The sequence below is a fragment of the Kitasatospora sp. NPDC057965 genome (genome assembly GCF_042887135.1).
Classification (GTDB): Bacteria; Actinomycetota; Actinomycetes; order Streptomycetales; family Streptomycetaceae; genus Kitasatospora.
Map to the genome: position 1 here is coordinate 90,391 of NZ_JBHVPZ010000027.1, position 21,537 is coordinate 111,927.

The 21,537-nt window shown below is 74.7% G+C and carries 18 protein-coding genes and 1 pseudogene; 4 read left to right on the forward strand and 15 right to left on the reverse strand.

The window, feature by feature from the left end; all coding sequences use genetic code 11:
* Positions 1–92: 92 nt before the first annotated feature.
* The 4 genes from ACFVVU_RS29650 to ACFVVU_RS29665 all read right to left on the reverse strand — a co-directional run bounded on the left by ACFVVU_RS29650 (position 93) and on the right by ACFVVU_RS29665 (position 3,683).
* A complete protein-coding gene (locus ACFVVU_RS29650) occupies positions 93–335 on the reverse strand; it encodes an acyl carrier protein (RefSeq protein WP_344325330.1) in 243 nt (80 codons plus the stop codon).
* A 79-nt stretch (positions 336–414) separates the two neighbouring features.
* Entirely contained in the window at positions 415–1,449 is a 1,035-nt protein-coding gene (locus ACFVVU_RS29655) for a beta-ketoacyl-ACP synthase III (RefSeq protein ID WP_380684285.1), read from the reverse strand.
* The gene (locus ACFVVU_RS29660; protein ID WP_380684286.1) at positions 1,446–2,396 is read right to left on the reverse strand and encodes an ACP S-malonyltransferase; all 951 of its coding nucleotides are present in this window, start codon (positions 2,394–2,396) and stop codon (positions 1,446–1,448) included. The genes ACFVVU_RS29655 and ACFVVU_RS29660 overlap by 4 nt, the downstream gene beginning before the upstream one ends.
* A gap of 90 nt (positions 2,397–2,486) precedes the next feature.
* Complete coding sequence (locus ACFVVU_RS29665; RefSeq protein WP_380684295.1) at positions 2,487–3,683, reverse strand: PucR family transcriptional regulator; 1,197 nt, start codon at positions 3,681–3,683, stop codon at positions 2,487–2,489.
* Positions 3,684–3,901: 218 nt separating this feature from the next.
* On the opposite strand from ACFVVU_RS29665, the gene ACFVVU_RS29670 reads away from it, so the two are divergent.
* Positions 3,902–4,678 carry a pirin family protein gene (locus tag ACFVVU_RS29670; RefSeq protein WP_387793335.1) on the forward strand — a complete coding sequence of 259 codons (777 nt, stop codon included), beginning with the start codon at positions 3,902–3,904 and terminating at the stop codon, positions 4,676–4,678.
* A 13-nt stretch (positions 4,679–4,691) separates the two neighbouring features.
* Here ACFVVU_RS29670 and ACFVVU_RS29675 read toward each other — a convergent pair whose 3' ends face one another.
* Positions 4,692–5,519 (reverse strand): serine hydrolase domain-containing protein, encoded by an 828-nt coding sequence (locus ACFVVU_RS29675; protein ID WP_387793337.1) that lies wholly within the window; start codon positions 5,517–5,519, stop codon positions 4,692–4,694.
* Between the two features lie 123 nt (positions 5,520–5,642).
* On the opposite strand from ACFVVU_RS29675, the gene ACFVVU_RS29680 reads away from it, so the two are divergent.
* Positions 5,643–6,104: a MerR family transcriptional regulator gene (locus tag ACFVVU_RS29680; protein WP_380684289.1), complete on the forward strand. Its 462-nt coding sequence runs from the start codon at positions 5,643–5,645 to the stop codon at positions 6,102–6,104.
* Positions 6,105–6,114: 10 nt separating this feature from the next.
* On the opposite strand, the gene ACFVVU_RS29685 is transcribed toward ACFVVU_RS29680, so the two are convergent.
* Positions 6,115–6,693, reverse strand: a complete 579-nt coding sequence (locus ACFVVU_RS29685; RefSeq protein ID WP_380684290.1) for a TIGR03086 family metal-binding protein — start codon at positions 6,691–6,693, stop codon at positions 6,115–6,117.
* A 101-nt stretch (positions 6,694–6,794) separates the two neighbouring features.
* Between ACFVVU_RS29685 and ACFVVU_RS29690 the strand changes: the two genes are divergently transcribed.
* Positions 6,795–7,772: a helix-turn-helix transcriptional regulator gene (locus ACFVVU_RS29690; protein ID WP_380684291.1), complete on the forward strand. Its 978-nt coding sequence runs from the start codon at positions 6,795–6,797 to the stop codon at positions 7,770–7,772.
* A 57-nt stretch (positions 7,773–7,829) separates the two neighbouring features.
* On the opposite strand, the gene ACFVVU_RS29695 is transcribed toward ACFVVU_RS29690, so the two are convergent.
* The 8 genes from ACFVVU_RS29695 to ACFVVU_RS29730 form a co-directional block, all read right to left on the reverse strand.
* Positions 7,830–9,041 (reverse strand): alpha/beta hydrolase, encoded by a 1,212-nt coding sequence (locus ACFVVU_RS29695; RefSeq protein ID WP_380684292.1) that lies wholly within the window; start codon positions 9,039–9,041, stop codon positions 7,830–7,832.
* A 239-nt stretch (positions 9,042–9,280) separates the two neighbouring features.
* Positions 9,281–11,629, reverse strand: a complete 2,349-nt coding sequence (locus ACFVVU_RS29700) for a Dyp-type peroxidase (protein WP_387793340.1) — start codon at positions 11,627–11,629, stop codon at positions 9,281–9,283.
* A gap of 28 nt (positions 11,630–11,657) precedes the next feature.
* Positions 11,658–13,589, reverse strand: coding sequence for a galactose oxidase-like domain-containing protein (locus ACFVVU_RS29705; protein WP_380684294.1), 1,932 nt, complete (start codon positions 13,587–13,589; stop codon positions 11,658–11,660).
* A gap of 265 nt (positions 13,590–13,854) precedes the next feature.
* A complete protein-coding gene (locus ACFVVU_RS29710) occupies positions 13,855–15,093 on the reverse strand; it encodes an acyltransferase (RefSeq protein ID WP_387793343.1) in 1,239 nt (412 codons plus the stop codon).
* 51 nt (positions 15,094–15,144) lie between these two features.
* The gene (locus ACFVVU_RS29715) at positions 15,145–16,281 is read right to left on the reverse strand and encodes an alpha/beta hydrolase (RefSeq protein ID WP_387793345.1); all 1,137 of its coding nucleotides are present in this window, start codon (positions 16,279–16,281) and stop codon (positions 15,145–15,147) included.
* Positions 16,282–16,437: 156 nt separating this feature from the next.
* On the reverse strand, positions 16,438–17,112 hold the full coding sequence (locus ACFVVU_RS29720) for a response regulator transcription factor (RefSeq protein ID WP_355371213.1): 675 nt from the start codon (positions 17,110–17,112) through the stop codon (positions 16,438–16,440).
* Entirely contained in the window at positions 17,109–18,515 is a 1,407-nt protein-coding gene (locus ACFVVU_RS29725; protein WP_387793347.1) for a sensor histidine kinase, read from the reverse strand. The genes ACFVVU_RS29720 and ACFVVU_RS29725 overlap by 4 nt, the downstream gene beginning before the upstream one ends.
* Positions 18,516–18,592: 77 nt before the next feature.
* Complete coding sequence (locus ACFVVU_RS29730) at positions 18,593–19,258, reverse strand: TetR family transcriptional regulator (RefSeq protein WP_380687240.1); 666 nt, start codon at positions 19,256–19,258, stop codon at positions 18,593–18,595.
* 216 nt (positions 19,259–19,474) lie between these two features.
* Between ACFVVU_RS29730 and ACFVVU_RS29735 the strand changes: the two genes are divergently transcribed.
* Positions 19,475–21,079, forward strand: a complete 1,605-nt coding sequence (locus ACFVVU_RS29735) for an MFS transporter (RefSeq protein WP_380715493.1) — start codon at positions 19,475–19,477, stop codon at positions 21,077–21,079.
* Positions 21,080–21,155: 76 nt separating this feature from the next.
* On the opposite strand, the pseudogene ACFVVU_RS29740 reads toward ACFVVU_RS29735, so the two are convergent.
* A pseudogene (locus ACFVVU_RS29740) lies at positions 21,156–21,537 on the reverse strand (hypothetical protein); the annotation flags it as partial.

Genomic DNA, 21,537 nt, shown 5'->3' on the forward strand with positions numbered 1-21,537 from the left:
GGGCGCCCGGTGGGGCGTCCCGGCCGGCGGGTCGGCCGACTCCCAGGAGCCGGCCGATGTCAGGCGTCGAACGCGTCGAGCGCGCCGACCGCTCAGGCGTGGCTGAGGATGTAGTCCACGGCGTCGCCGACGGTCTTCAGGTTCTTGACCTCGTCGTCCGGGATCTTGACGTCGAAGCGCTCCTCGGCGGCCACGACGACCTCGACCATGGACAGCGAGTCGACGTCCAGGTCGTCGGTGAAGGACTTGTCGAGCTCGACGTCCTCGGTCGGGATGCCGGCGATCTCGTTGACGATCTCGGCGAGACCTTCCAGAACCTCGTCCTTGGTAGCCATACTGGCTGCTCCTCTTCGGTGTTGAATGCGGCCGCCCGGCGGACGGACGCAGGTTTGCGGGTGGATCGGGCGAAAACGCCTAGGGGAGCGTAACGACTGCGGCGGCGTACACGAGACCCGCCCCGAACCCGATGATCAGGGCGAGGTCGCCGCTGCGGGCCTCGCCGCTCTCCAGCATGCGCTCCATCGCCAGCGGGATGGACGCCGCCGAGGTGTTCCCGGTCTCCGTGATGTCACGGGCGACCGGCACCGTGGCGGGCAGCTTGAGGGCCTTGATCATGGCGTCGGTGATCCGCATGTTGGCCTGGTGCGGGATGAACGCGCCGAGCTGGTCGGCGGTGATCCCGGCGGCGTCCAGCGCCTGCTGCGCCACCTTGGCCATCTCCCAGACCGCCCAGCGGAAGACCGTCTGGCCCTCCATGCGCAGCGCGGGCCACTTGATCTCCTCGCCGGCGCCGTTGACGGCGTCCTCCTTGGCGAAGGCGGTGTCCCAGGCCTCGGTCTGCGAGATGACGTCCTTCTGCGAGCCGTCCGAGCCCCAGATGACCCGGCCGATGCCGGGGGTGTCGGACGGGCCGACGATCGCCGCACCGGCGCCGTCGCCGAAGATGAACGCGGTCGAGCGGTCCGAGGTGTCGGTGAGGTCGCTGAGCCGCTCCACGCCGATCACCAGCACGTACTCGGCGCTGCCGCCGCGGACCATGCCGTCGGCCAGGCTCAGGCCGTAGCCGAAGCCGGCGCAGGCGGCCGAGATGTCGAAGGCCGGGGCGGTGCCGCAGCCGAGCCGCTCGGCGATCTCGGTGGCGATCGCCGGGGTCTGCTTGAGGTGCGAGACGGTGGCGACGATCACGCCGCCGATCCGCGCCGGGTCGATCCCCGCCTGGGCGATCGCCTTGCCGGCGGCCTGCACCGACATCTCGGCGACCGACTCCTCCGGGCCGGCCCAGCGGCGCTCGGCGATCCCGCTGCGGGTGCGGATCCACTCGTCCGAGGAGTCGATCCAGGTCAGCACCTCGGCGTTCGGGATCACCCGGACCGGGCGGTAGCCGCCCACGCCGTGGATGCGCGAGTACTGCGCACCGGTCACCGGTGTGATCTGGGGGGTGTCGCTCATGCCTGCTGCTCCTGCTCCTGCCCGCCGTGCTCCGCGACGAGCTCGCGGGCCTTGTCCAGGTCGGCGGGGGTCTTGAGGGCAAGCGTCGCCACGCCCTTGAGGTTGCGCTTGACCAGTCCGGTGAGGGTGCCCGCCGGGGCGAGCTCGATGACGGCGGTCGCGCCGAGCCGCTGCAGGGTCTCCATGCAGAGGTCCCAGCGGACCGGGTTGGAGACCTGCGACACCAGCCGGCTCAGCACCTCGGCGCCGGAGGCGACGACCTCGCCGTCCTGGTTGGAGACGTAGGCGACCTTGGGGTCGGCGACCGGCAGGGTCGGGGCCAGCTTGGCCAGCCGCTCGACACCGGGAGCCATGTGGGAGGTGTGGAACGCGCCCGCGACCTTCAGCGCGATCAGCCGGGCGCCGGCCGGCGGGTCCGCGCGCAGCGCGTCCAGCTGCGGCAGGGTGCCGGCCGCGACGATCTGGCCGCCGCCGTTGTTGTTGGCCGGGGTCAGGCCGTGCTCGGCGAGCTTCGCCGCGACGACCTCCGGGTCGCCGCCGAGCACGGCGCTCATGCCGGTCTCGGTGGCGGCGGCGGCCTCGGCCATGGCGAGGCCGCGCTCACGCACGAAGGTGAGCGCGTCGCGTGCGCTGAGCACGCCGGCACCGGCCGCGGCGGTGATCTCACCGACGCTGTGGCCGGCGACGGCGCCGACCAGCGCACGGGCCGCGTCCTCGTCCGGGAACAGCGCACGTGCGGTCATCAGGCCGGCCGCCACCAGCAGCGGCTGGGCGACGGCGGTGTCCTTGATCTCCTCGGCGTCCGCCTCCGTTCCCGCGCGCACAAGGTCGAGCCCGGCGACCTCCGACCAGCCCTGCAGGCGGTCGGCGACACCGTCGAGCTCCAGCCAAGGGCTGAGGAAACCGGGGGTCTGGGCACCCTGTCCAGGGGCGACGATTACGAGCACGGTTCAACCCTCTCTCGCCAGGCGCCCGGGGGCGGGTAGGCGACGGTAACGAAGAAAAGCATCCGGGATTGTAAGGTCCCTACAGCGTGGTCAGCTTGACTCTCCGGCGGCCATGAGCCGGCCCAGCGCCAGTGCGATACGCAGGGTGAACGCCGAACGTACGTCGGAAGGCGCGTAGCCCGTGACGTCGGTCACACGTCGGAGCCGGTAGCGCACCGTGTTTGGGTGGACGAAGAGCATCCGGGCGGCACCCTCCAACGAGGAGGCCTGCTCCAGGTAGACGCTCAGGGTCTCCAGGAGTGCCGAGCCCGCCTCGTCCAGCGGTGTGTAGATCTCCTCCACCAGCTGCTGCCGGGCCGCCTGGTCGCCGGCCAGCGCCCGTTCCGGCAGTAGGTCGTCGGCCAGCACCGGCCGCGGCGCGTCCGGCCAGGCCGCGCAGGCCCGCAGGCCGGCCGCGGCGGCGTGCGCCGAGCGGGTCGCCGAGAGCAGGTCCGGCACCGTCGGGCCGACCACCACCGGGCCCGGCGCGAACTGGCCGATCAGCGCCCGGGCCGCGTGCACCGGCTCCTTCTCGCCGCCCACCACGACCACCAGGCGCTTGCCCAGCACCCCGGTCAGCACGTGCAGCTTGGCGTACCGGGCGGCCCGGCGGATCGCCTCGACCACCAGCTCGCTGTCACCGTCCGGAGCCGAGCCCATCACCACCCGGACCTGGCTCGGCTGGCCCCAGCCGAGCGCGGCGGCCCGGGACAGCACGCCCTCGTCGGCGTCGCCGGAGAGCAGCGAGTTGACCACCAGCGCCTCCAGCCGGGCGTCCCAGGCGCCCCGGGCCTCGGCGGCCTGGGCGTACACCTGGGCGGTGGCGAAGGCGATCTCGCGGGCGTAGACCAGCACCGACTCGCGCATGTCGGCCTCGTCGCCCGGGGCGGCCACCTCCTCGATGGCCTCCTCCATCACCTCGATGGTGGTGCGGATCAGCTCGACGGTCTGGCGCAGGGTGATCGCCCGGGTCAGCTCGCGCGGCGCGGTGCCGAAGACGTCCGTGGAGATCGCCTGCGGGGCGTCCGGCTTGCGGTACCACTCGGTGAACGCGGCGATGCCGGCCTGGGCGACCAGGCCGATCCAGGAGCGGTGCTCCGGCGGCATCCGCCGGTACCAGCCGAGCTGGTCGTCCATCCGGGCGATGGCGGCCGAGGCGAGCTTGCCGGAGGACTTCTCCAGTCGCTTGAGGGTCGCCGCCCGGCGCTCGGCGCGCTCGGCGGCGAGCCGGCGCTCCTGCGCGGTCAGGCGCGGCGCCGCCCGTCCGGGCCGGTCTCTCCCGGCGCCCGGGGTCGGGCTCTTCCCGTTCTTGTCGGGATCGGCGGTCGGATCGCTCTTGGAGTTCGCGGAAGCGGCTGGCACAGGGACAAGACTGCCTCACCGGAGTGACTGCTCGTGCACAGGGCCCGGCGGACGGGCCGGGTGGTGACGGTCACACCCGTCAGGACTGCCACTACGGTGGTCCCGTGACCGATGCCCCCGCCCGCCCCCGCGCCGATCTGCGCCGTACCGCCGAGCGCTACCGCTCGACGCCCGCCGAGGGCGTCGAGACCCGGCACGCGTTCTCCTTCTCCGGGCACTACGACCCGAAGAACACCCACTTCGGCGCGCTGCTCGCGTGCAACGAGGAACTCCTCGCCCCCGGCGCCGGGTTCGACGAGCACCGGCACCGGGACACCGAGATCCTCACCTGGGTGCTGGAGGGCGCGCTCGCCCACCGGGACTCCCAGGGGCACGGCGGGGTGGTGCGCCCCGGCATGGTCCAGCACCTGAGCGCCGGCTCCGGCGTCACCCACACCGAGCGCAACGTCGGCGGCGCCGACGGCCCGGTCCGCTTCGTCCAGATGTGGCTCCAGCCCGACGTCTTCGACGCGCCCCCCGCGTACGGGCTGCGCGGGGTGGAGCGCGCCGCCGACGGGTTGACGCTGCTCGCCTCCGGGCTGGAACGGGACGCCGGCAGCCAGGCGCTGCGGCTGCGGCGCGGTGACGCCGCGCTGTGGCTGGTGACCGCCGGGCCGTGGCAGCCGCTGCCCGAGCTGCCGGCCGCCGCCTACCGCTACGCGCACCTGACGGCCGGCTCGCTCGGCTACCGGACGGTGCCCGGGCCGCAGGGCGGGGGCCGCTCGATGGTCCCCGGCGACAGCGTGCGGATCACCGGGGACGCCTTCGCGGCGCCGACGGCCGGCGAGGGCGGCGCGGAGCTGCTCCTGTGGGAGATGCACTCGCCGGTCTCGTACGGCTGACGGCGCCCGGCGGCTAGAGCTCGGCGAGGACGGCGTCGCTGAGGGCCGGCCAGACCTCGGCGGCCCACGGGCCGAAGTCCCGGTCGGTGAGCGCGACGCAGGCCGCGCCGGCCTGCGGGTCCACCCAGAGGAAGGTGCCGGACTGGCCGAAGTGGCCGAAGGTGGCCGGGGAGTTGGCGGTGCCGGTCCAGTGCGGCGCCTTGCTGTCGCGGATCTCGAAGCCGAGGCCCCAGTCGTTCGGCCGGCGGTGGCCGAAGCCGGGCAGCACCCCGCTGGTGCCCGGGAAGGCGACCTCGCGGGTGGCGACGCGCAGGGTGCCCGGGTCGAGCAGCTTGGGCGCTTGGAGTTCGGCGGCGAACCGGGTGAGGTCGGCGAGGGTGGACAGGCCGCCGGCGCCGGCGGGGGAGCGGTGCGCGGTGTTGATCAGGGTGGCGTGCATGCCGAGCGGCTGGAACACGGCCTCGGCGGCGTACCGGCCGAACTCGATGCCGGCGGCCCGCTCCAGGGTCTGCGCGAGCACGTCGAAGCCGGCGTTGGAGTAGAGCCGGCGGTTGCCGGGCGCGGCCATCACCTTGTGCTCGTCGAAGGCCAGGCCCGAAGTGTGGGCCAGCAGGTGCCGCACGGTCGAGCCCTCCGGCCCGGCCGGGTCGTCGAGTTCGAAGACGCCCTCCTCGACCGCGACCAGCACGGCGTAGGAGGTCAGCAGCTTGGTCACCGACGCCAGCGGGAACAGGTGGTCCTGCGGCCCGTGCGCGCCCAGCACCGCGCCGTCCGCGCCCCGTACGACGGCCGCCGCCGCGTGCGGCACCGGCCAGGTCTCGATCTTCCGCAAGCTCTCCATGGGGCCCGACTCTAACCGGGCCGGCGGGCCCGGCGGGATGGCAGGCTTGACGGCGGCACGCTCGCTTCGAGCGCGCGCCCAGGCGCTGGTTCTGTTGTCACGTTCATCACCGGGGGACCGACCATGACCGAACTCGCATCGTTCGAGACCGAACTGCGTTCCTGCTGGGAGGTGTTCCGGGATCCGGCCGGCGCGCCCGACCGGAGGCCGCGGCACACCATCGGCGAGGTGTCGGAGGCCAGCGGGCTGACCGCGCACACCCTGCGCTGGTACGAGCGGATCGGCCTGCTCGATCCGGTGGACCGCTCGGCCTCGGGCCAGCGCCGGTACAGCGACGGCGACCTGCACCGGCTGGCCTTCCTGGGGCGGCTGCGGCTGACCGGGATGCCGGTGGCCGACATGCTGCGGTACGTGGAGCTGGCCCGGCAGGGTGAGCGCACCTCCGCGGACCGCCGCGACCTGCTGCTCGCCCACCGGGAGGCGGTGCGGCAGCAGATCGCGGACCTGCACGCGACGCTGGCCGTGCTCGACCACAAGATCGACGTGTACACCGGGCGGCTGGAGCGGTGCGCGCCGAGCCACTGAGGGCGGTGTGTCAGACCGCGCGGCCGGAGTGGGCGGCGAGCCGGGTGTAGACGTCGGCGTCGTCCGGGGCGGGCTGGACCGGGGCGAACGGGACGCCGCCGCCGCGCCGTTCGGCCGGCAGCGCGACCCGGGCGATCGCCAGCGCCGTCTCGCCCAGCCGCTCGTCCAGCGGGAGGCCGGTGCCGAGCGCGCGGGCGATGTCCCAGGAGTGGATGACGGTCTCCAGGAGGTAGCCGCCCACCGCGTCGCGGCCGCTCACCTCGCCCCAGGGCACCGAGGTCGGGCGGTCCAGCTTGGTGTCCTCCGCCCAGGCGGCGGTCACCCGGGCGCGGGCCCGGCCGAGCGCGGCCGGCCAGCCGTCGTCGGGAACCCCGCCGGTCGCGGCGGCGACGTCCAGGGAGAGCCCGCCCTCGCCGGTGTAGGCGAACCGGTGGATCCCGCCGACCACGTGGCCGAGCAGGGCCCGCAGGTCGTACTCGGCGCACGGGGTGGACCGGTCCAGGTCCTCCGGCCGGACCTCGGCGAGCAGCTTCTCCAGCTGGTCGAGGGCGAGCAGGTACAGCGGGCGCGGGTCCTGGGTGGTGTCCATGAGGTGTATCGGCTCCAAGGTGCGGAAGGGTTTTCCTGTCGGCAGGCAATCTCCCGGTAAAACCTGACAACCGTCGTCATGATTCTTGGGATCCTCGTGCCATGAAGGCCGACCGCCTGCTCTCGATCCTGCTGCTGCTCCAGACCCGCGGCCGGGTGCCCGCCACCGAACTGGCCGAACGGCTGGAGGTGTCGGTCCGCACCATCTACCGCGACGTCGAGGCGCTCTCGGCGGCCGGCGTGCCCGTCTACACCGAACGCGGCCGGCACGGCGGCATCAGTCTGCTGCCCGGCTACCGCACCGACGTCAGCGGTCTGACGGCCGACGAGGCGCGGGCCCTGTTCGTGCTCTCCGCCCAGGGCGCGCACAGCGACCTCGGGCTGGACGGCGCGCTCGGCTCGGCGCTGCGCAAGGTGATGGCCGCGCTGCCCGCCCCGCACCGGCCGGGCGCCGAGCGGATCAGCGAGCGGGTCCTGGTCGACCCGGCGCGCTGGCTGCAGGCGGGTGCGCCGCCGGGACCGGATCTGGGCGAGCTGCAGTACGCGGTGTTCGCCGACCGCCGGCTGCGGCTGCGCTACCGGCACAGCGGCACGCCGGCGCCGGTGGAGTACACCGTGGACCCGTACGGCCTGGTCAGCAAGGCCGCGGTCTGGTACCTGGTGGCCGATCTGCACGGCGAGCCGCGGCTGTTCCGGGCCGACCGGGTGCTGTACGCGGAGACCTCGGAGGAGCCGGTGCGCCGGCGGCCCGGGGTGGGGCTGGGCGACGTCTGGACGGTGCTGCGCGAGCAGGTGGAGCGGCTGCCCAGGGAGCTGCTGGTGAAGGTGCGGGTGCGGCGCGGGCGGCTGGACATGTTCGTCCGGATCCACGGCACCCGGCTGGCCGCCCCGCCGCCGGAGAGCGGGGGCGGGGCGCCCGAGGACTGGGTCGAACTCACGCTCGGCTTCCAGTCGTTGCCGGCCGTCCGGGCGCTGCTCGCGTTCGGCGCGGACGCCGAGGTGCTCTCCCCGCCGGCCGCGCGCCGGGAGATGGGCCGCACCGCCGCCGAGGCCCTGCGGCTCTACGGGGACCCGCGCTAGCGTGCGGCGCCCCGGGCCGTGCGGCGCCCGGGGCCGTCCCGTGCCGGCCGTCCGGCGTCAGGCCTCCGGGGCGGGCCGGACCACGGCCCCATAGGCGCCGAGGGCGACGGCCGCGAAGTTGTGCAGGCTGTCGGTGCCGGTGGCGAAGTAGCCGTTGTGACCGGCGGAGCGGGCCGACGAGATCCGCTCGGCGCCGAAGTCCAGCGAGGTCGGGTCGGCGCCGTGGCCGAGCCCGCCGACCTCCAGGTACGGCACGTTGCCGATCCAGTCGGTCTCGTTGCGGGTGGCCCAGACGTGCACGCCCGCGCCCAGCTCCGAGGTGCTCTCCACGCCCATGCCGGGGGAGCCGAACACCACGAGGTCGGTGATCCCGCTGGTGTCGGCCGGCGAGGCGGCGGCCCGCGGGATGTCCGGTGCGGCGGTGCCGCAGACCACCGAGCCGTAGGAGTGGCAGAACAGCGCGGGCGGCGCCTGCGGCCGGGTGGTCTCCTTGAGCCCGGCGAGCAGCCGGCGCAGCCGGGGGGCGCCGACGTCGGCGAGCCGGGAGGTCACCGCGTCGGGGCCGAGGCCGGAGGGGGTGACGTAGCCGGTCCAGGCGACCACCGCGGTGCGGGTGCCGGGGGCCTGCCGCCGCTCCTCCTGGTACAGCGCCCGGGCCATGCCGGCGGGGGAGCGCAGCGGTTCGACGGCCTGGTCGAAGTGGCCGAGGTCGGCGTCGGAGCCGGGGACGAGCACCGCGACCCGGTCGGCGCTGCCGAGGTCGCCCCAGACCTCGGTGAGCAGTCCTCGGCCGCGCGGGTCGAAGGCGAGGATCTGCCGGCCGGGCGCGAGCAGGCTCTGCACGTCGTTGGCCCGGGAGATCGCGAGCGCGTGCTGCTCGGGGGTGAGAGTGCGGTCGGTGGCGCGGGCCCGGGCGTGGTCGCGCTCGGCGGCGAGCGCGATCCGGTTGGCCCGGTAGCGCACGGCGAGCGGGGCGCCGTCGAAGTTGCCGACGACCAGCGGGTAGGCCTCGACCAGCCGGTTCAGTTCGGCGGGGGGGAGCTGGGCGAAGAACTCGGCCGCGGCGGCCGGGGCGGTGGTGGCCGGGTCGGGCAGGTCGTGCCCGTAGGAGTGGTCCTCGACCCAGGCGGCACTGCCGGCCGGCGGGGTGGAGATGGCCAACTGCTCGGTCGCGGCCGCGGCCTGGGCGGCCGCCGCGCCGGCGTCGGCGAGGACGGCGGCACCCGCGAAGGCGCCGATCAGGACGTGCTTCCACCGCCGACGGCGCATCGCCTCAACTCCCCGAGAGTCCCGTCACCGATCCCGGACGGGGCCCGGAGGGCGGTACGACTGCCAATTTCCCAGCGCAAGCCTAGGGGCCAGGAGGCGCGCTGAGCGCGGCTCAAACTGTGGGATGGATCACATGAACCGGGAGTGTCCGGGATGCGTCCTGATCGTTCGCGCGAGCACCGCCGCGCTCCCGCGGCCGGGTGGTCGCGGGAGCGCGGACGGTGGGCCCGGGGCCCGGCTCAGAGCAGCGAGTTCCAGGCCGAGGCCGAGCGCGATCCGCTGACCAGGCGGTCCGGGTGGCCGCTGCCGTCGGCGACCGAGATCCGCCGGTAGCTGTCACCGTGGAACACCCAGTACTCGCTCCGGCCGCCGATCCGCTGGGCGTCGGGGACGGGCAGGAAGCAGTCCACCGCGGCGACGCCGTTCAGCGAACTCCACTGGGAGAGCTCCCGGTCGGTGCGCTCCAGCGTGTCGGGGTGCCCGGTGCCGTCGGCGACCGAGATCAGCCGGTAGCGCTGCCGGCCGCCGGTGGTGTGGAAGGCCCAGTACCAGCTCCGGCCGTTCACCCGCTGCTGGTCGGGTACGGCGAGGAAGCAGTCCACCCGGTCGATGCCGTTCAGCGAGGCCCAGGGGCCGAGGTCGCGGTCGGTGCGCTCCAGCGTGCCGGTGTGCCGGCTGCCAGCGCTGATCGAGACCGCCCGGTACTGCTGCCGGCCGCCGGTGCTGTGGAACACCCAGTACCAGCTCTTGCCGCCGGGGTCCTGGAGGTCGGCCATCGGCAGGACGCAGTCGATCCGGCCGATGCCCTGGAAGCAGGGGTGGGCGCTCAGCGGGGTGTCGCCCTTGACCACCCGGTCGCCGTGGGCGGAGCCGTCGGCCACCGCGATCTTGCGGTAGTCGGCGCCGTGGCAGACCCAGAACTGGCTCTGGCCGGCCCGCCGCCACTGGTCCGGGACGGGCAGGATCTCGTCGCACGGGTAGGCCGGACCGCCCGGGGCCGTGGCCTGGCCGCCCTGCTGGGCCTGCGTCTGGCTCTGCCCGCCGCTCTGCCCGCTGCCCTGGCCGCCCGTCGCGGTCCGGTCGGGGCCGACCAGCCGTCCGTCGGCGAGCCCCCGCAGGGTGCTGAGCGAGGGCATGAAGGCGTACACCGAGCCGGTGGTGCGGACGAACTGGGCGAAGCTCAGCGGGGTGTGCTTGACGGTGCCGTCCGGCTCCTCGCTCTCGAAGTCGACGTCGTCGGCCGGCTGGGTGACCGGGTCCTTGCCGGGCTGCGGGGTGCGGCCGGGAGGGAAGTTCGGCTCGTCCATCCAGTCGGCCTGGATGAACTCGAACTGCCGGGCGATGTCGGCCTGGTAGCAGACGAACAGCAGGCCGCGCGGGTCGTCGGGCCCGCCGGGGCCCTCCGAAGCCGGGTCGAACGGCGCCCCGTACGGTGTGCCGCGGCGCATGATCCGGCGGCCGTCGAGCTCCTTGGCGTCGAGCGGCGGGTCGGTGGGGCCGGGTACCTGGAGGCCGGCCCGCGGGCTGGTCTTGCGCAGGTGCGACCAGAGCGGGGTGACCAGGCCCTCCGGGTCGTCCCGGAAGTCGAAGTCGTTGTCCGAGGCGGCGACGGGGTTGTTGGGGACGTCATGGTCCTTGAAGTGGCAGACCGGGGCGCCGGAGCGCCAGCGGCCGACCATCCGGGCCGCCAGCCACTCGGTGGTCGCGGCGTCCGGGACGGCCTTGGCGAGCCGGAGCTCCTTCAGCTTGACCGAGACCTGCGACCACCAGCCGGGGACGTCCTGGGCGAGCCGGCGCACCACCTGGAAGGAGCCGTCCACCGTCCAGCCCGGGTACTGCTCCTTGGCGAAGCTCCCCGGGGCGTTCTCCTGGCCGCAGACGAACTCTCCGGCCGGGATGATCCGGGTGCCCGGGTGGCCCGCGACCTCCTCGGGCCGGCCCGGGTCGGGCGGGTCGAAGCCCCGGACGCCCGGCTCGCTGATGCCGTCCTTGAAGCCGAAGTGCTCCTTGCCGCGGCGGCTGCCGAGCAGGGTCTGCGCGTTCTGCTGGTAGACGATCAGCACCCGGGACTCGGCGGCGGCGATCCGCTGCTCCTCGATCGCCGTCCGCAGGTCCGCCTCGGTGTCCGCGGAGATCTTCAGCACGGCGTGCACCGGCTGGCTCTTGCCGTTGCCGAACAGCCAGTTCGCCGGGGAGTTCTCACCGGTGTCGCCGAGTGCTCCGGCCCGCTTGGCCGAACCCTCCTTGAACGCCTCAAGACCGGTGCCGACCGGCGGGGGCTGTGCGAACGGGTCGGTGTCGGAGAGCAGCCGCAGGCCCTCGTAGGTGAAGCTGACGCCCAGCCAGGTCGCCTTGAGGGTCTTGGGGTCGTCGCCGCCGGAGGTCCTGCGGGCCTCGCTGAAGGCCTCGTTGAACGCGGCGACCTCACGGGTGGTGGCGATCTGCGGGGTGAGCTGCCGCACCCACCCGCGGGCCAGCGTCGCGTCCTCGAACTTGAGGAACAGGACGCTGACGTGGTCCTTCTTGAAGCCGGCCAGGATGTCGCCCTGGATCTCCTCGCTGTCGCGGAGGAACAGATCCGTTGCCATGGGGGTGGGGTTCCTTTCGGGTGCGGGGTCAGGCGGTGAGCTGGATCCACTTGGCGACGGAGGGCACGCCCTGGTCGTTGAGCAGGTAGAGCAGGTACCAGCCGGGCGGGGCGGCCTTGGCGTCCGGCGGGGCCTGGAACTCCAGCCGGCTGCCGGCCCGGCTGCTGAGCCGCAGGTCGAGGTGGCGCTGGCTGGTGTTGATCGAGTGGGTGGAGGTGGTGGGCGAGAGCAGCACCGCCTTGGCGACCCGCTCCGGGGTGGAGGTGTTGACCAGGAAGGTCTGGTCGTAGCCGATGGGCGTGGCCGGCGCTCCGGTGAGGACCGGACGGTCGCCCTGGTGGAGGTAGGCCGGCTCGTAGATCTCGATGGTCCCGTTCATGGTGACCGGGCCCGTGGTGCCGGGGATGCCGCTCACCGTGCCGTCGATGTCCGGGTTGTTGGCGAGCTGCTGGAGCTCGTCGCCGGTGACCATGACGCGTCCGTCCGGCAGCACCACGGCGTTGGAGTGGTAGCCGCGCGGCAGCCGCTGGACCGGGCCGAGCTGCCAGTTGCCCTGGTCGTCGCGGAGTTCGACCTGGCGGTACTTGAGGTCGGCGTTCGGGTTGTACGGGCCGTTGCCGTAGTCGCGGATGTCGTAGGCGCCGTTGACGGTCATCAGCCGGCCGTTGGGCAGCAGCAGGGTGTCGTCCTGGGTGCGGCCGAAGGCGCGGGACTTCTCGGCGGTCCAGCTGCCGTTGGAGAAGCGCAGGGTGCTGGGGTTGTCGCGGTCGCCGCCGAGGATCAGCGCGGAGTCCGGGCCGTTGACGCCGCCGGGCAGCAGGACGGCCGAGCCGTAGTTGCGCTTGCGGCCGTCCGGGCGGGCGGTCAGGTCGCTGCGGGACTCCGCGACCGGGTCGAACTTCCACTGCTCGGCGGCCTGCCGGCCGAAGCCGTAGACGTTGCCGTCGTTGAGCGAGAACAGGTGCGGGTAGTCCAGGGTGAACGGGGCGTCGGCCTTGAGCCGGTCGACGGGGGTGTTCACCGGGGTCTGGGACTTGAGCGAGGGCACCGGGTAGTTCTTGGCGGGGAAGCGCTCGACCACCGGGGTGGGGGTGCCCCAGCCGAGTTCGGACTGGCCGGACATGATCAGCTGCCGGCCGTCCGCGCCGGTCACCACCGTGGGGTACCAGCGGCCGACGGACATGTCGGGGTTGCGGGTCCAGGTCTCGGTCCACGGGTCGAAGATCAGCGAGAGCTTGGCGCCGGTGCCGCCGTTGCCGCCGAGGTTGCCGCCGAAGACGCCGAGCATGCCGTTGGGCAGGAAGGAGTGGCCGGCGCAGAAGAACGGTGCCGGGCGGGGCTGGTCCAGGCCGTCGGGCATGTTGACCGTGGGCGGGGTGACCTGCTTGAAGGCGTCCTTGCCGTAGCCCTTGGCCGGGTCCCAGAGGAACGCCCGGCCGGCGTTCTCCCGGCCGGTGGTCTGGGTGGGTGCGGGTTCCTTCTCCGGGTTGGTCTCGATCCGCTCGAAGGAGAACAGCAGCACCTTGCCGGTGGGCAGCAGCGCGACGTGGTCGCCGAAGTCGGGGGAGGGGAAGTACTCGTTGAAGGTCCCGAAGGTGGCGGGGGCGAAGCCCTTGTTGTGGGTGGCCTGGGACTCCGTCAGCGCGTTCAGCCGGTTGGTGCGGGTGGTCTGCGGGTAGTCGCCGATGCCGCGGACGGCCGCGCGCATCCGGGCGTGCTCCTCGGCGTGCTCCTGGCCGAGCGCGGCGACCTCGTCGTCGCGCAGCTCGGCGAGCATCCGGGGATCGGCGACCTTGGGTGCGGTGGCGGCCGGGCCGTCGGGGGTGTCGTGACCGCCGGGGCCGTGGGCGGCGGCCGGGGCGACGGCGGTCAGGGCGGTGCCGGCGGTCAGCGCACAGACCACGGCGGTGGCGAGCACGGTCGGAAGGCGCCGGCCGGGCCGTGGCGGGGACAGGGACATGGAACTCCTCGAACGGGGGAACGGGAGCCGTCCGGCTCGGAACTCCGGGCGGGGAAAGGGGGAACGGCCGCCGGGGCGGTGCCCGGTCGCCGACAGCCACAGGCCATCACGGTGGGTGTCGGTCCGCATGCGGAGTCACTGCGTTCGGCGTCGGCGGGTCCGCAGAGCGGGTGAGCGGGGGCGCCCGGAGGCGCGGAAGCGGGCGCGGACCCGCCGGTCCGCGCCCGCGCGCCACGTCGCCCGCTGCATCGCCCGCCCGGGTGCGTCAGACGACACCCAGCGCGTAGGCGGCGAAGAACGCCGCCCCCGCGCCGGCCACCGCCCTGGCCGGTCGCGACAAGCCCGTCCACGGGCCGTCGAAGCGCCGGGTGAACCACCCGATCGCGACCAGCGCGGCGCCGAACAGCGGCAGCAGCGCCAGCCGCAGCGCGACCCAGCCGAGCGAGTCCGGAGCCACCGTCAGCCCCGGCACCGAGCCGAAGGCGGCCGCACCCGGGACGGCGACCGCGAGCATCGCGCTCTGGTGCCAGCAGAAGATCGTCATCGCCGAGAGGTTCACCGCGACCACCGGCAGCCAGAGCAGCGGACGGCGCGCCAGCAGCCGGCCGAGCCGCTCGCGCAGCAGCACCGCGGCGCCGCACTGCACCGCGGCCAGCGCGAGCACCAGCAGGGACGGCGGGTGCGAGTTGGTGCGCTCCGCGCCCGGCACGCCGACCATCGACGCCGGGTAGTGGAAGACCAGCAGCAGCACGGCGAACAGCGCTCCGCCGCCGGCCAGCAGCAGCCGCGCCGCCGGACGGCCCAGCCGGCCCCCGGCCCAGAGCACGCCCAGCTGGTAGCCGAACAGCCAGCCCGGCAGGATGTTCAGCAGCCCGAGCCAGGACGGCATCGACGGCGCCCACGGCCCGTACCGCAGCAGGTCGACGACGGCGACCGCGCCGAGCAGCAGGCCCGCCGACCAGCCGCCCAGCCGGCGGGCGAGGGCCGCGCAGAGCGGGGTGAGCGCGGTCAGGCCCAGGTAGACCGCGATGTACCAGAGCGGCTGCACCACCAGCGTCGAGCCGGTGCGCACGGTGTCGGCGGGGACGCCGAGGCGCGGCAGCAGCGGGATCAGCAGCGCCCAGACGGCGGCCACCCCGAGCACCGGGCGCAGCAGCCGCACCACCCGGCCGCGCAGCCAGCCGGCGTGGCCGACGCCCCGGGCCCGGGCGCGTTCCAGCGAGCGGACCGCCGAGTGGCCGCCGACCAGGAAGAACACGCCCAGCAGCTGCAGCCCCCAGCTGAGCGGGGCGAAGAAGCCGAGGTCGGGCGAGGAGAGCGGACTGGCGTTGTGCAGGGCGCCGTCGGCGGAGCGGGTGAAGCCGCCGAGCAGCCAGTGGCCGACCGGGACGGCGAGCAGGGCGAGGGCGCGCAGGCCGTCCAGGGCGCGGTCACGGCTCTCGGGGGTGCGGGCATCCACCTGGCGGGCGGCCCGGTGCAGCGGGGTGAGCAGGGAGCCGGTCATGACGGGGTCTCCGTTCGCGCGGTACGGGGGCGGGGGGTCTCGGCGGGGGGGTCAGCGGCCGAGGGCGATGCCGGCGTAGGCGGCCAGCGAGGCGGTGCCCGGGGCGAAGTAGCCGGTGTGGCCGTGCGAGCCGGTGGACGGCAGCGGGCGGGCGCCGAAGGCCGGGTCGGTCGGGTCGGCGCCGTGGCCGAGGCCGAACAGGCGCACGTGCGGCACGTTGCCGATCCAGTCGGAGCCGTTGCGGGCGGTGGCCCAGAGCGGGACGCGCGGGTCGAGGTCGGCGGCCGACTCGACGCCCAGGCCCGGCGAGCCGAGCACCACCACACCGGAGGCCTGCCGCGGGCCGGGCCGGGCCAGCCCGCAGACCACCGAGCCGTAGCTGTGGCAGAAGACCGTGGCCGGGGCGTCGGGCCGGGTGCTGACGGCGAGTCCGTCCAGCAGCCGGGTCAGCCGCTCGGCGCCGGCCGCGGCCAGCGTCTCGGTGGCGGCGTCCGGGCCGAGGCCGAGCGGGGTGGTGTAGCCGGCCCAGGCGATCACCGCGGTGCGCCCGCCGGTCGCGTCGGACAGCGCCCGGGCCATGCCGACGGGGGTGCCGTACGGGTCGCCGGCGCGGTCGAAGGTGCGCAGGTCGATGTCGGAGCCGGGGACGACGACAGCGGTGCGCCGCGCGCCGGCGAGGTCGCCGAACACCTCGGCGACCTGGCCGCGGCCGCGCGGGTCGAAGGCGAGGAGGCGGCGGGGTCCGCCGGGCGCGGCCGGGTCGAGCAGGGTGCGGTAGCGCTCGGCGCGTTCCCGGGCGGCGGCGTGGTCCTGCGCGGTGAGCGCCGGGTCGACGGCCCGGGCGAGGGCGCGCTCGCGCTCCTCGGCGACGGCCCGGGCGTTGGCCCGGTAGCGCAGCTCGACGGGCGCGCCGTCCAGGTTGCCGACCACCAGCGGGTGGCGGACGGCCAGGTCCTCCCGGGCGGCGGGCGCCAGCCCGGCGAAGAAGGCGGCCACCGCGGCGGGGGAGGCGGTGGCGGGGTCCGGCAGCGGCAGGCCGAGGGCGGTGTCGGCGACCCAGGCGGCGGCCCCGGGCGGTGGCCCGGTCACCGCGCGCTCGCCGCCGGCGGCCCAGCCGCCCGCCCCCAGCACCGCGGCCAGGGCCAGCGCGGCGGCGGCCGCCGCGCGGCTGATCCGGTTCCTCGTCATGTCCGTTCCCTTCGTGGCCGGTTCGGCTTGACGGGAAGGACGGTAGGAACGGGACGGCCCCGCGGACATCACACCGCGGGGCCAACTGCCGGGTGCTACCCGGGTATCAGGGGGCCTGCCCCCGGGGGAGGGCCCCACCGGGGCCGGGGGAGCGCCTCATTGGCCCGGGGTCACCAGGCCGGACTCGTAGGCGAGCACCACCGCCTGGGCGCGGTCGCGCAGGTCGAGCTTGGCCAGGATCCGGCCGATGTGGGTCTTCACGGTCTGCTCGGCGAGGACCAGCCGGGCGGCGATCTCCTGGTTGGACAGGCCGCGGGCGATCAGCTCCAGGACCTCGGTCTCGCGCGGGGTCAGCCCGTTGAGCCGCAGTTTGGGGTCGCGCCGCTTGGCCGGCCTGGTCCGGGCGAAGTCCTCGATCAGCCGCCGGGTCACCGAGGGGGCGAGCAGCGCCTCGCCGGCCGCGACCACCCGGACGGCGGCGATCAGGTCGTCCGGCGGAGCGTCCTTGAGCAGGAAGCCGCTGGCGCCGGCCCGCAGCGCGTCGTAGACGTAGTCGTCCACGTCGAAGGTGGTGAGCATCAGCACCTTGGGGCGGTGCGCGCCGGGCACGGCCGGGTCCAGCAGCCGGCGGGCCGCCTCCAGGCCGTCCATGACGGGCATCCGGACGTCCATCAGCACGACGTCCGGGTGGGTGCGGCCGCTCACCTCCAGGCCCTGCGCGCCGTCCGCGGCGTCCCCCACCACGTCGATGTCGCTCTGCGCGTTCAGCAGGGCGGCGAATCCGGCCCGCACCATCGCCTGGTCGTCGACGATGATCACGCGGATGGTCATACGGTGCTCTCCCCGGGGGCGTCTGCGGTGCGGCCGGCGGCCCGTCCGGCTCCCTCGGACGCGGGGCCGCCCGGCCGGCTGTCGTCCGACCGAGTATCCGTCAGACCGGCCAGCGGCAGGACGGCGGCCACCTTGAAGCCGCCGTCCGGCAGCGGCCCGGTGTCCAGCCGGCCGTTCAGCAGCCGGATCCGCTCGCGCATGCCGACCAGCCCATGGCCGGTGCCCTCGACCGACGCCTCCAGCGACTCGCCGCGCACCGGCGGGGCCGCGTTGACCACGGTGACCAGCAGGGATCCGTCGGCGACGGCCAGCGACACCCAGGTCGGTGCGCCGGGGGCGTGCCGGACCACGTTGGCCAGCGCCTCCTGGACGATCCGGTAGACGGAGAGGCCGACGGCCGGCGGCAGCGGGTCGTCGGCCAGCTCCGGGGCGAGCGTCAGCTCGGCGGACACACCCGCCCGGCGGACCGTGTCGACCAGCTGGGCGAGCCGGCCGACACCCGGCTGCGGCGCCTTCTCGGCGCCCGACTCCTCGCTGCGCAGCACCCCGAGCAGCCGCCGCATCTCGGCCAGTGACTCGCGCGCGGTGCCGGCGATCGCGGTGAACTCCTCGGCCGCCTCGGCCGGGACGCCGGTGATCCGGTAGGGCGCGCTGGCCGCCTGCACGGCGATCACCGACATGTGGTGGGCGACCACGTCGTGCAGTTCGCGGGCGATCCGGGCGCGTTCCTCCAGCAGGGTGCGCCGCTCGCGTTCGGCCTCGCTGATGTGCTCCTGTTCGGCGAGCAGCCGGCGGGCCTCGGCGCGTTCGCGCAGCGCCCCGCCGAGCACCAGGACGACGCCCGCGAGGGCGGTGGCGAGCAGGCTGTTGTCGCCGCCGAAGTCGCCGGCCAGGCCGACGACGGACAGCGCCAGGCTCGCCGCGGCGGTGACCAGCCAGACCGCGACCAGGGTGCGCCGGGCCTCGCGCAGGGCGAGCGGCAGCATCAGCAGGAGGTGGCCGACGATGCTGGGCGGCGGCCACGGCCAGGGGCCGTCGACCCCGGAGGCGGTGGCGCCGCGGCCGGTGGCGAGGATCAGCAGCGAGGTCAGCAGGGCGCCGCCGGCGGCCATCCACCAGGCGGGCAGCGGCCGGGTGACGGCGAGCAGCAGCGGCGCGGTCTGGGTGATCGCGAGGGCGGCGGCCAGGCCCGCGTCGACCCCGTAGTCGTTGACCAGCACGTTGATGCCGGTCGGCAGCAGCGCGACGGCCGCGACCGCGGCGAGGACGTACGGCAGCAGGCGGACCCAGCGGCGGGTGGCCTGGGCGAGCAGCGGGGTGTGGTCGGCGGACGGGCGGGTGAGCGGGGCGAGCAGCGCGCGCACCGGACCGTCCGGGGCCGGCCCGGGGGGTGGCTTGGGCATCCGGCCAGCCTAGGGAGGTGCGGTGCGGCCGGCGTCCCCCTCGGGTCCCGGTCCCGGTGTAGTACCCGGGTATGAGGTCAGGCTCTCCAGCCGCCGGCGAGGGCCGGGGCGAGCAGGTCCAGATGGCGGTTGATCAGCGTGATCATGCCCTCCGGCCCGGTGTCGTCCTGGTCGGCGCTCCAGGACAGGTGCGCGGCGCGCAGCACGCCGCCGAAGGCCGCCGCGAGCACGGCGGGGCGCAGGTCCTCGGCCGGGTCGAGGCCCTCGCGCTCGGCGATGATCCCGACCACCAGCCGCTCCTGCTCGGCGGACCGGCGCAGATGGGCGGCGAACAGAGTGGGGGTGTTCTCGATCATCCGGATCAGCTCCAGCGCGGCCGTCACCGAGGAGGGCCCGGTGTCCCGGTCGGCGCCGAGCTCGCGCCAGGAGCCGACGATCGCGGCGCGCAGCGCCTGAAGCGGGGTCTCCTCGGCGGGGCGGGCCCGCAGTTGCTCGATGAAGTGGTCCTCGGCCTCGGCGAGGACGGCGAGGGCGACCTCGTCCTTGTTGGCGAAGTAGCGGAAGAAGGTGCGCTGCGAGACGTCGACGGCGGCGGCGATCTCGTCGACGGTGGTGCGGGCGAAGCCCTGGCCGAGGAAGAGCCGGTGGGCCGCCTCGATGAGGGCGTCGCGGGTGCGCTGCTTCTTCCGGGCGCGCAGACCGGGCTCCTGGACGGGGGCGGGGGGAGCGGGCTGAGCGGCCATGGCGGGGGCCTTCCGGACGGTGATCGGGTGGGTGCTGTGGAGGCTACTGTAGCGATCTGACAAATGGCAGAAGCATGCAGAAGTCAGCGTTTGCCGAATGTCAGTGACTGACATAATGTCCCTGGGTGGCGCCCTCAGGCCGGGCAACTCGTGGGGACGGGTGGGCCGGGGCGCCACTTCCACGTCCGCTCGCAGCCAGCCCCCCGGAGGGCCCAGATGAGCCAGTCCCTGACCAAGAGCGCCACGGCGGACGCATCGCCGCCGGGCACGCCACCGGGCGGGAGGAGCCTCCAGGGACACCCCTGGCTGACCCTGCTCACCGTCGCCGTCGGTGTGATGATGGTCGCCCTGGACGGCACGATCGTCGCGATCGCCAACCCGGTCATCCAGGCCGACCTCAAGGCCGCGCCCTCCGAGATCCAGTGGGTGACCAGCGGCTACCTGCTGGCCCTGGCGGTCTTCCTGATCACCGCCGGCAAGATCGGTGACCGGTTCGGCCACAAGACCACCTTCCTGGTCGGCGCGGTCGGCTTCGCCGCGACCTCGGCGGCGATCGGCTTCGCCGGGAACATCCAGACGGTGATCTTCTTCCGCGTCCTGCAGGGCCTGTTCGGCGCGCTGCTCCAGCCGGCCGCGCTCGGCCTGCTGCGCGGGGCCTTCCCGGCCGAGAAGCTCAACATGGCGATCGGCATCTGGGGCGGCGTGATCGGCGCCTCCACCGCGGCCGGCCCGATCGTCGGCGGCCTGCTGGTCGAGCACGTCAACTGGGAGTCGGTGTTCTACATCAACATCCCGGTCGGCCTGATCGCGCTGGCCCTCGGCCTGTGGATCCTGCGGGACGTGCGCTCCGAGAACGCCGCCAAGTCCTTCGACGTCCCCGGCATCGTGCTGCTCTCGGCGGCGATGTTCGCGCTGGTCTTCGGCATCATCAAGGCCCCCGAGTGGGGCTGGGGCGACGTCTCCACGGTGGTCTTCCTCGGCGGCGCGGTGCTGCTGATGACCGCCTTCGCGTTCTGGCAGCGGGTCGCCAAGGAGCCGCTGATCCCGCTCAGCCTGTTCCGCTCGGTGCCGCTGTCGGCCGGCACCCTGCTGATGGTGCTGATGGCCTTCGCGTTCTTCGGCGCGATCTTCTTCGTCACCTTCTACCTGCAGAACGTGCACGGCATGACGCCGGTCGAGGCGGGCGTCCACCTGCTGCCGATGACCGGCATGATGATCATCGGCTCGCCGGTGGCGGGGATCGCGATCGGCAAGCTGGGCCCGCGGATCCCGATCGTGGCCGGCATGCTGATCACCACCACCGCGATGTTCGGCATGTCCACCCTGGACGCCGGCTCCGGCAACGGCGCGATGGCGCTCTGGTTCGTGCTGATGGGCCTGGGCATCAGCCCGGTCATGGTCGGCGCCACCGAGGTCATCGTCGGCAACGCGCCGCTGGAGCTCTCCGGCGTCGCCGGCGGACTCCAGCAGTCCGCGATGCAGGTCGGCGGCAGTCTCGGCACCGCCGTGCTGGGCGCGCTGATGGCCGCCCGGGTCAAGGACACGCTGCCCGGCAAGTGGGCCGACGCGGGCCTGCCGCCGGTGGACCCGGCGCAGTCCGAGGGCCTCAACCAGGCCGCCCAGCTCGGCCTCGCCCCGCCGGCGCCGGCCGGCACCCCGCAGCAGGTGGTCGACGCGATGGCCGGGGCCGTCCACGACTCCTTCGTCAGCGGCATGTCGCTGGCCTTCGCGGTCGCCTCGGTGGTCGCCTTCGCCGCCGCCGTGCTCGGTCTGCTGACCCGCCGCGGCACCACCGACGCCGGCCCCGCGGTCCACATCTGACGCACCAGCGCCCCCGCCCGTCGGCCCGCCGGCCCCGGACCGTCCGCACGGTCCGGGGCCGGCGGGCCTTCCGGCGTCAGGAGGTGGGGCAGTTCAGGGTGGGGTCGGTCTCGGCGGCGGCCCAGCACTGCTCGGCCCGCTGCCAGTACTCCTCCTCGGAGAGGGACGCCGAGGGGCTGGGGGAGGGGAGCACCTGGGTGGGGCCGAAGTGGTTGCCGCCGCCGGGCGGCGGGCTGGGGGTGGTCGTGGTGGGCCGGGGCGCCGGGTCGGCCGCGGTCCCGGTGGCCGTCGGCGCGGTACCCGTGGTGCCCGTCGTGCCCGCCGATCCGCCCGGGCCCTGGCCCGCCGCGGGCGGCGGGGGTGGGGCGGCCGGGGTCGTCGGGCCGGTCGGCCGCGGCGGCGCGGCGGGGCCGGTCGCCGGCGCGGACGGCTGCACCTCGGCGGAGACGAGCCCGACG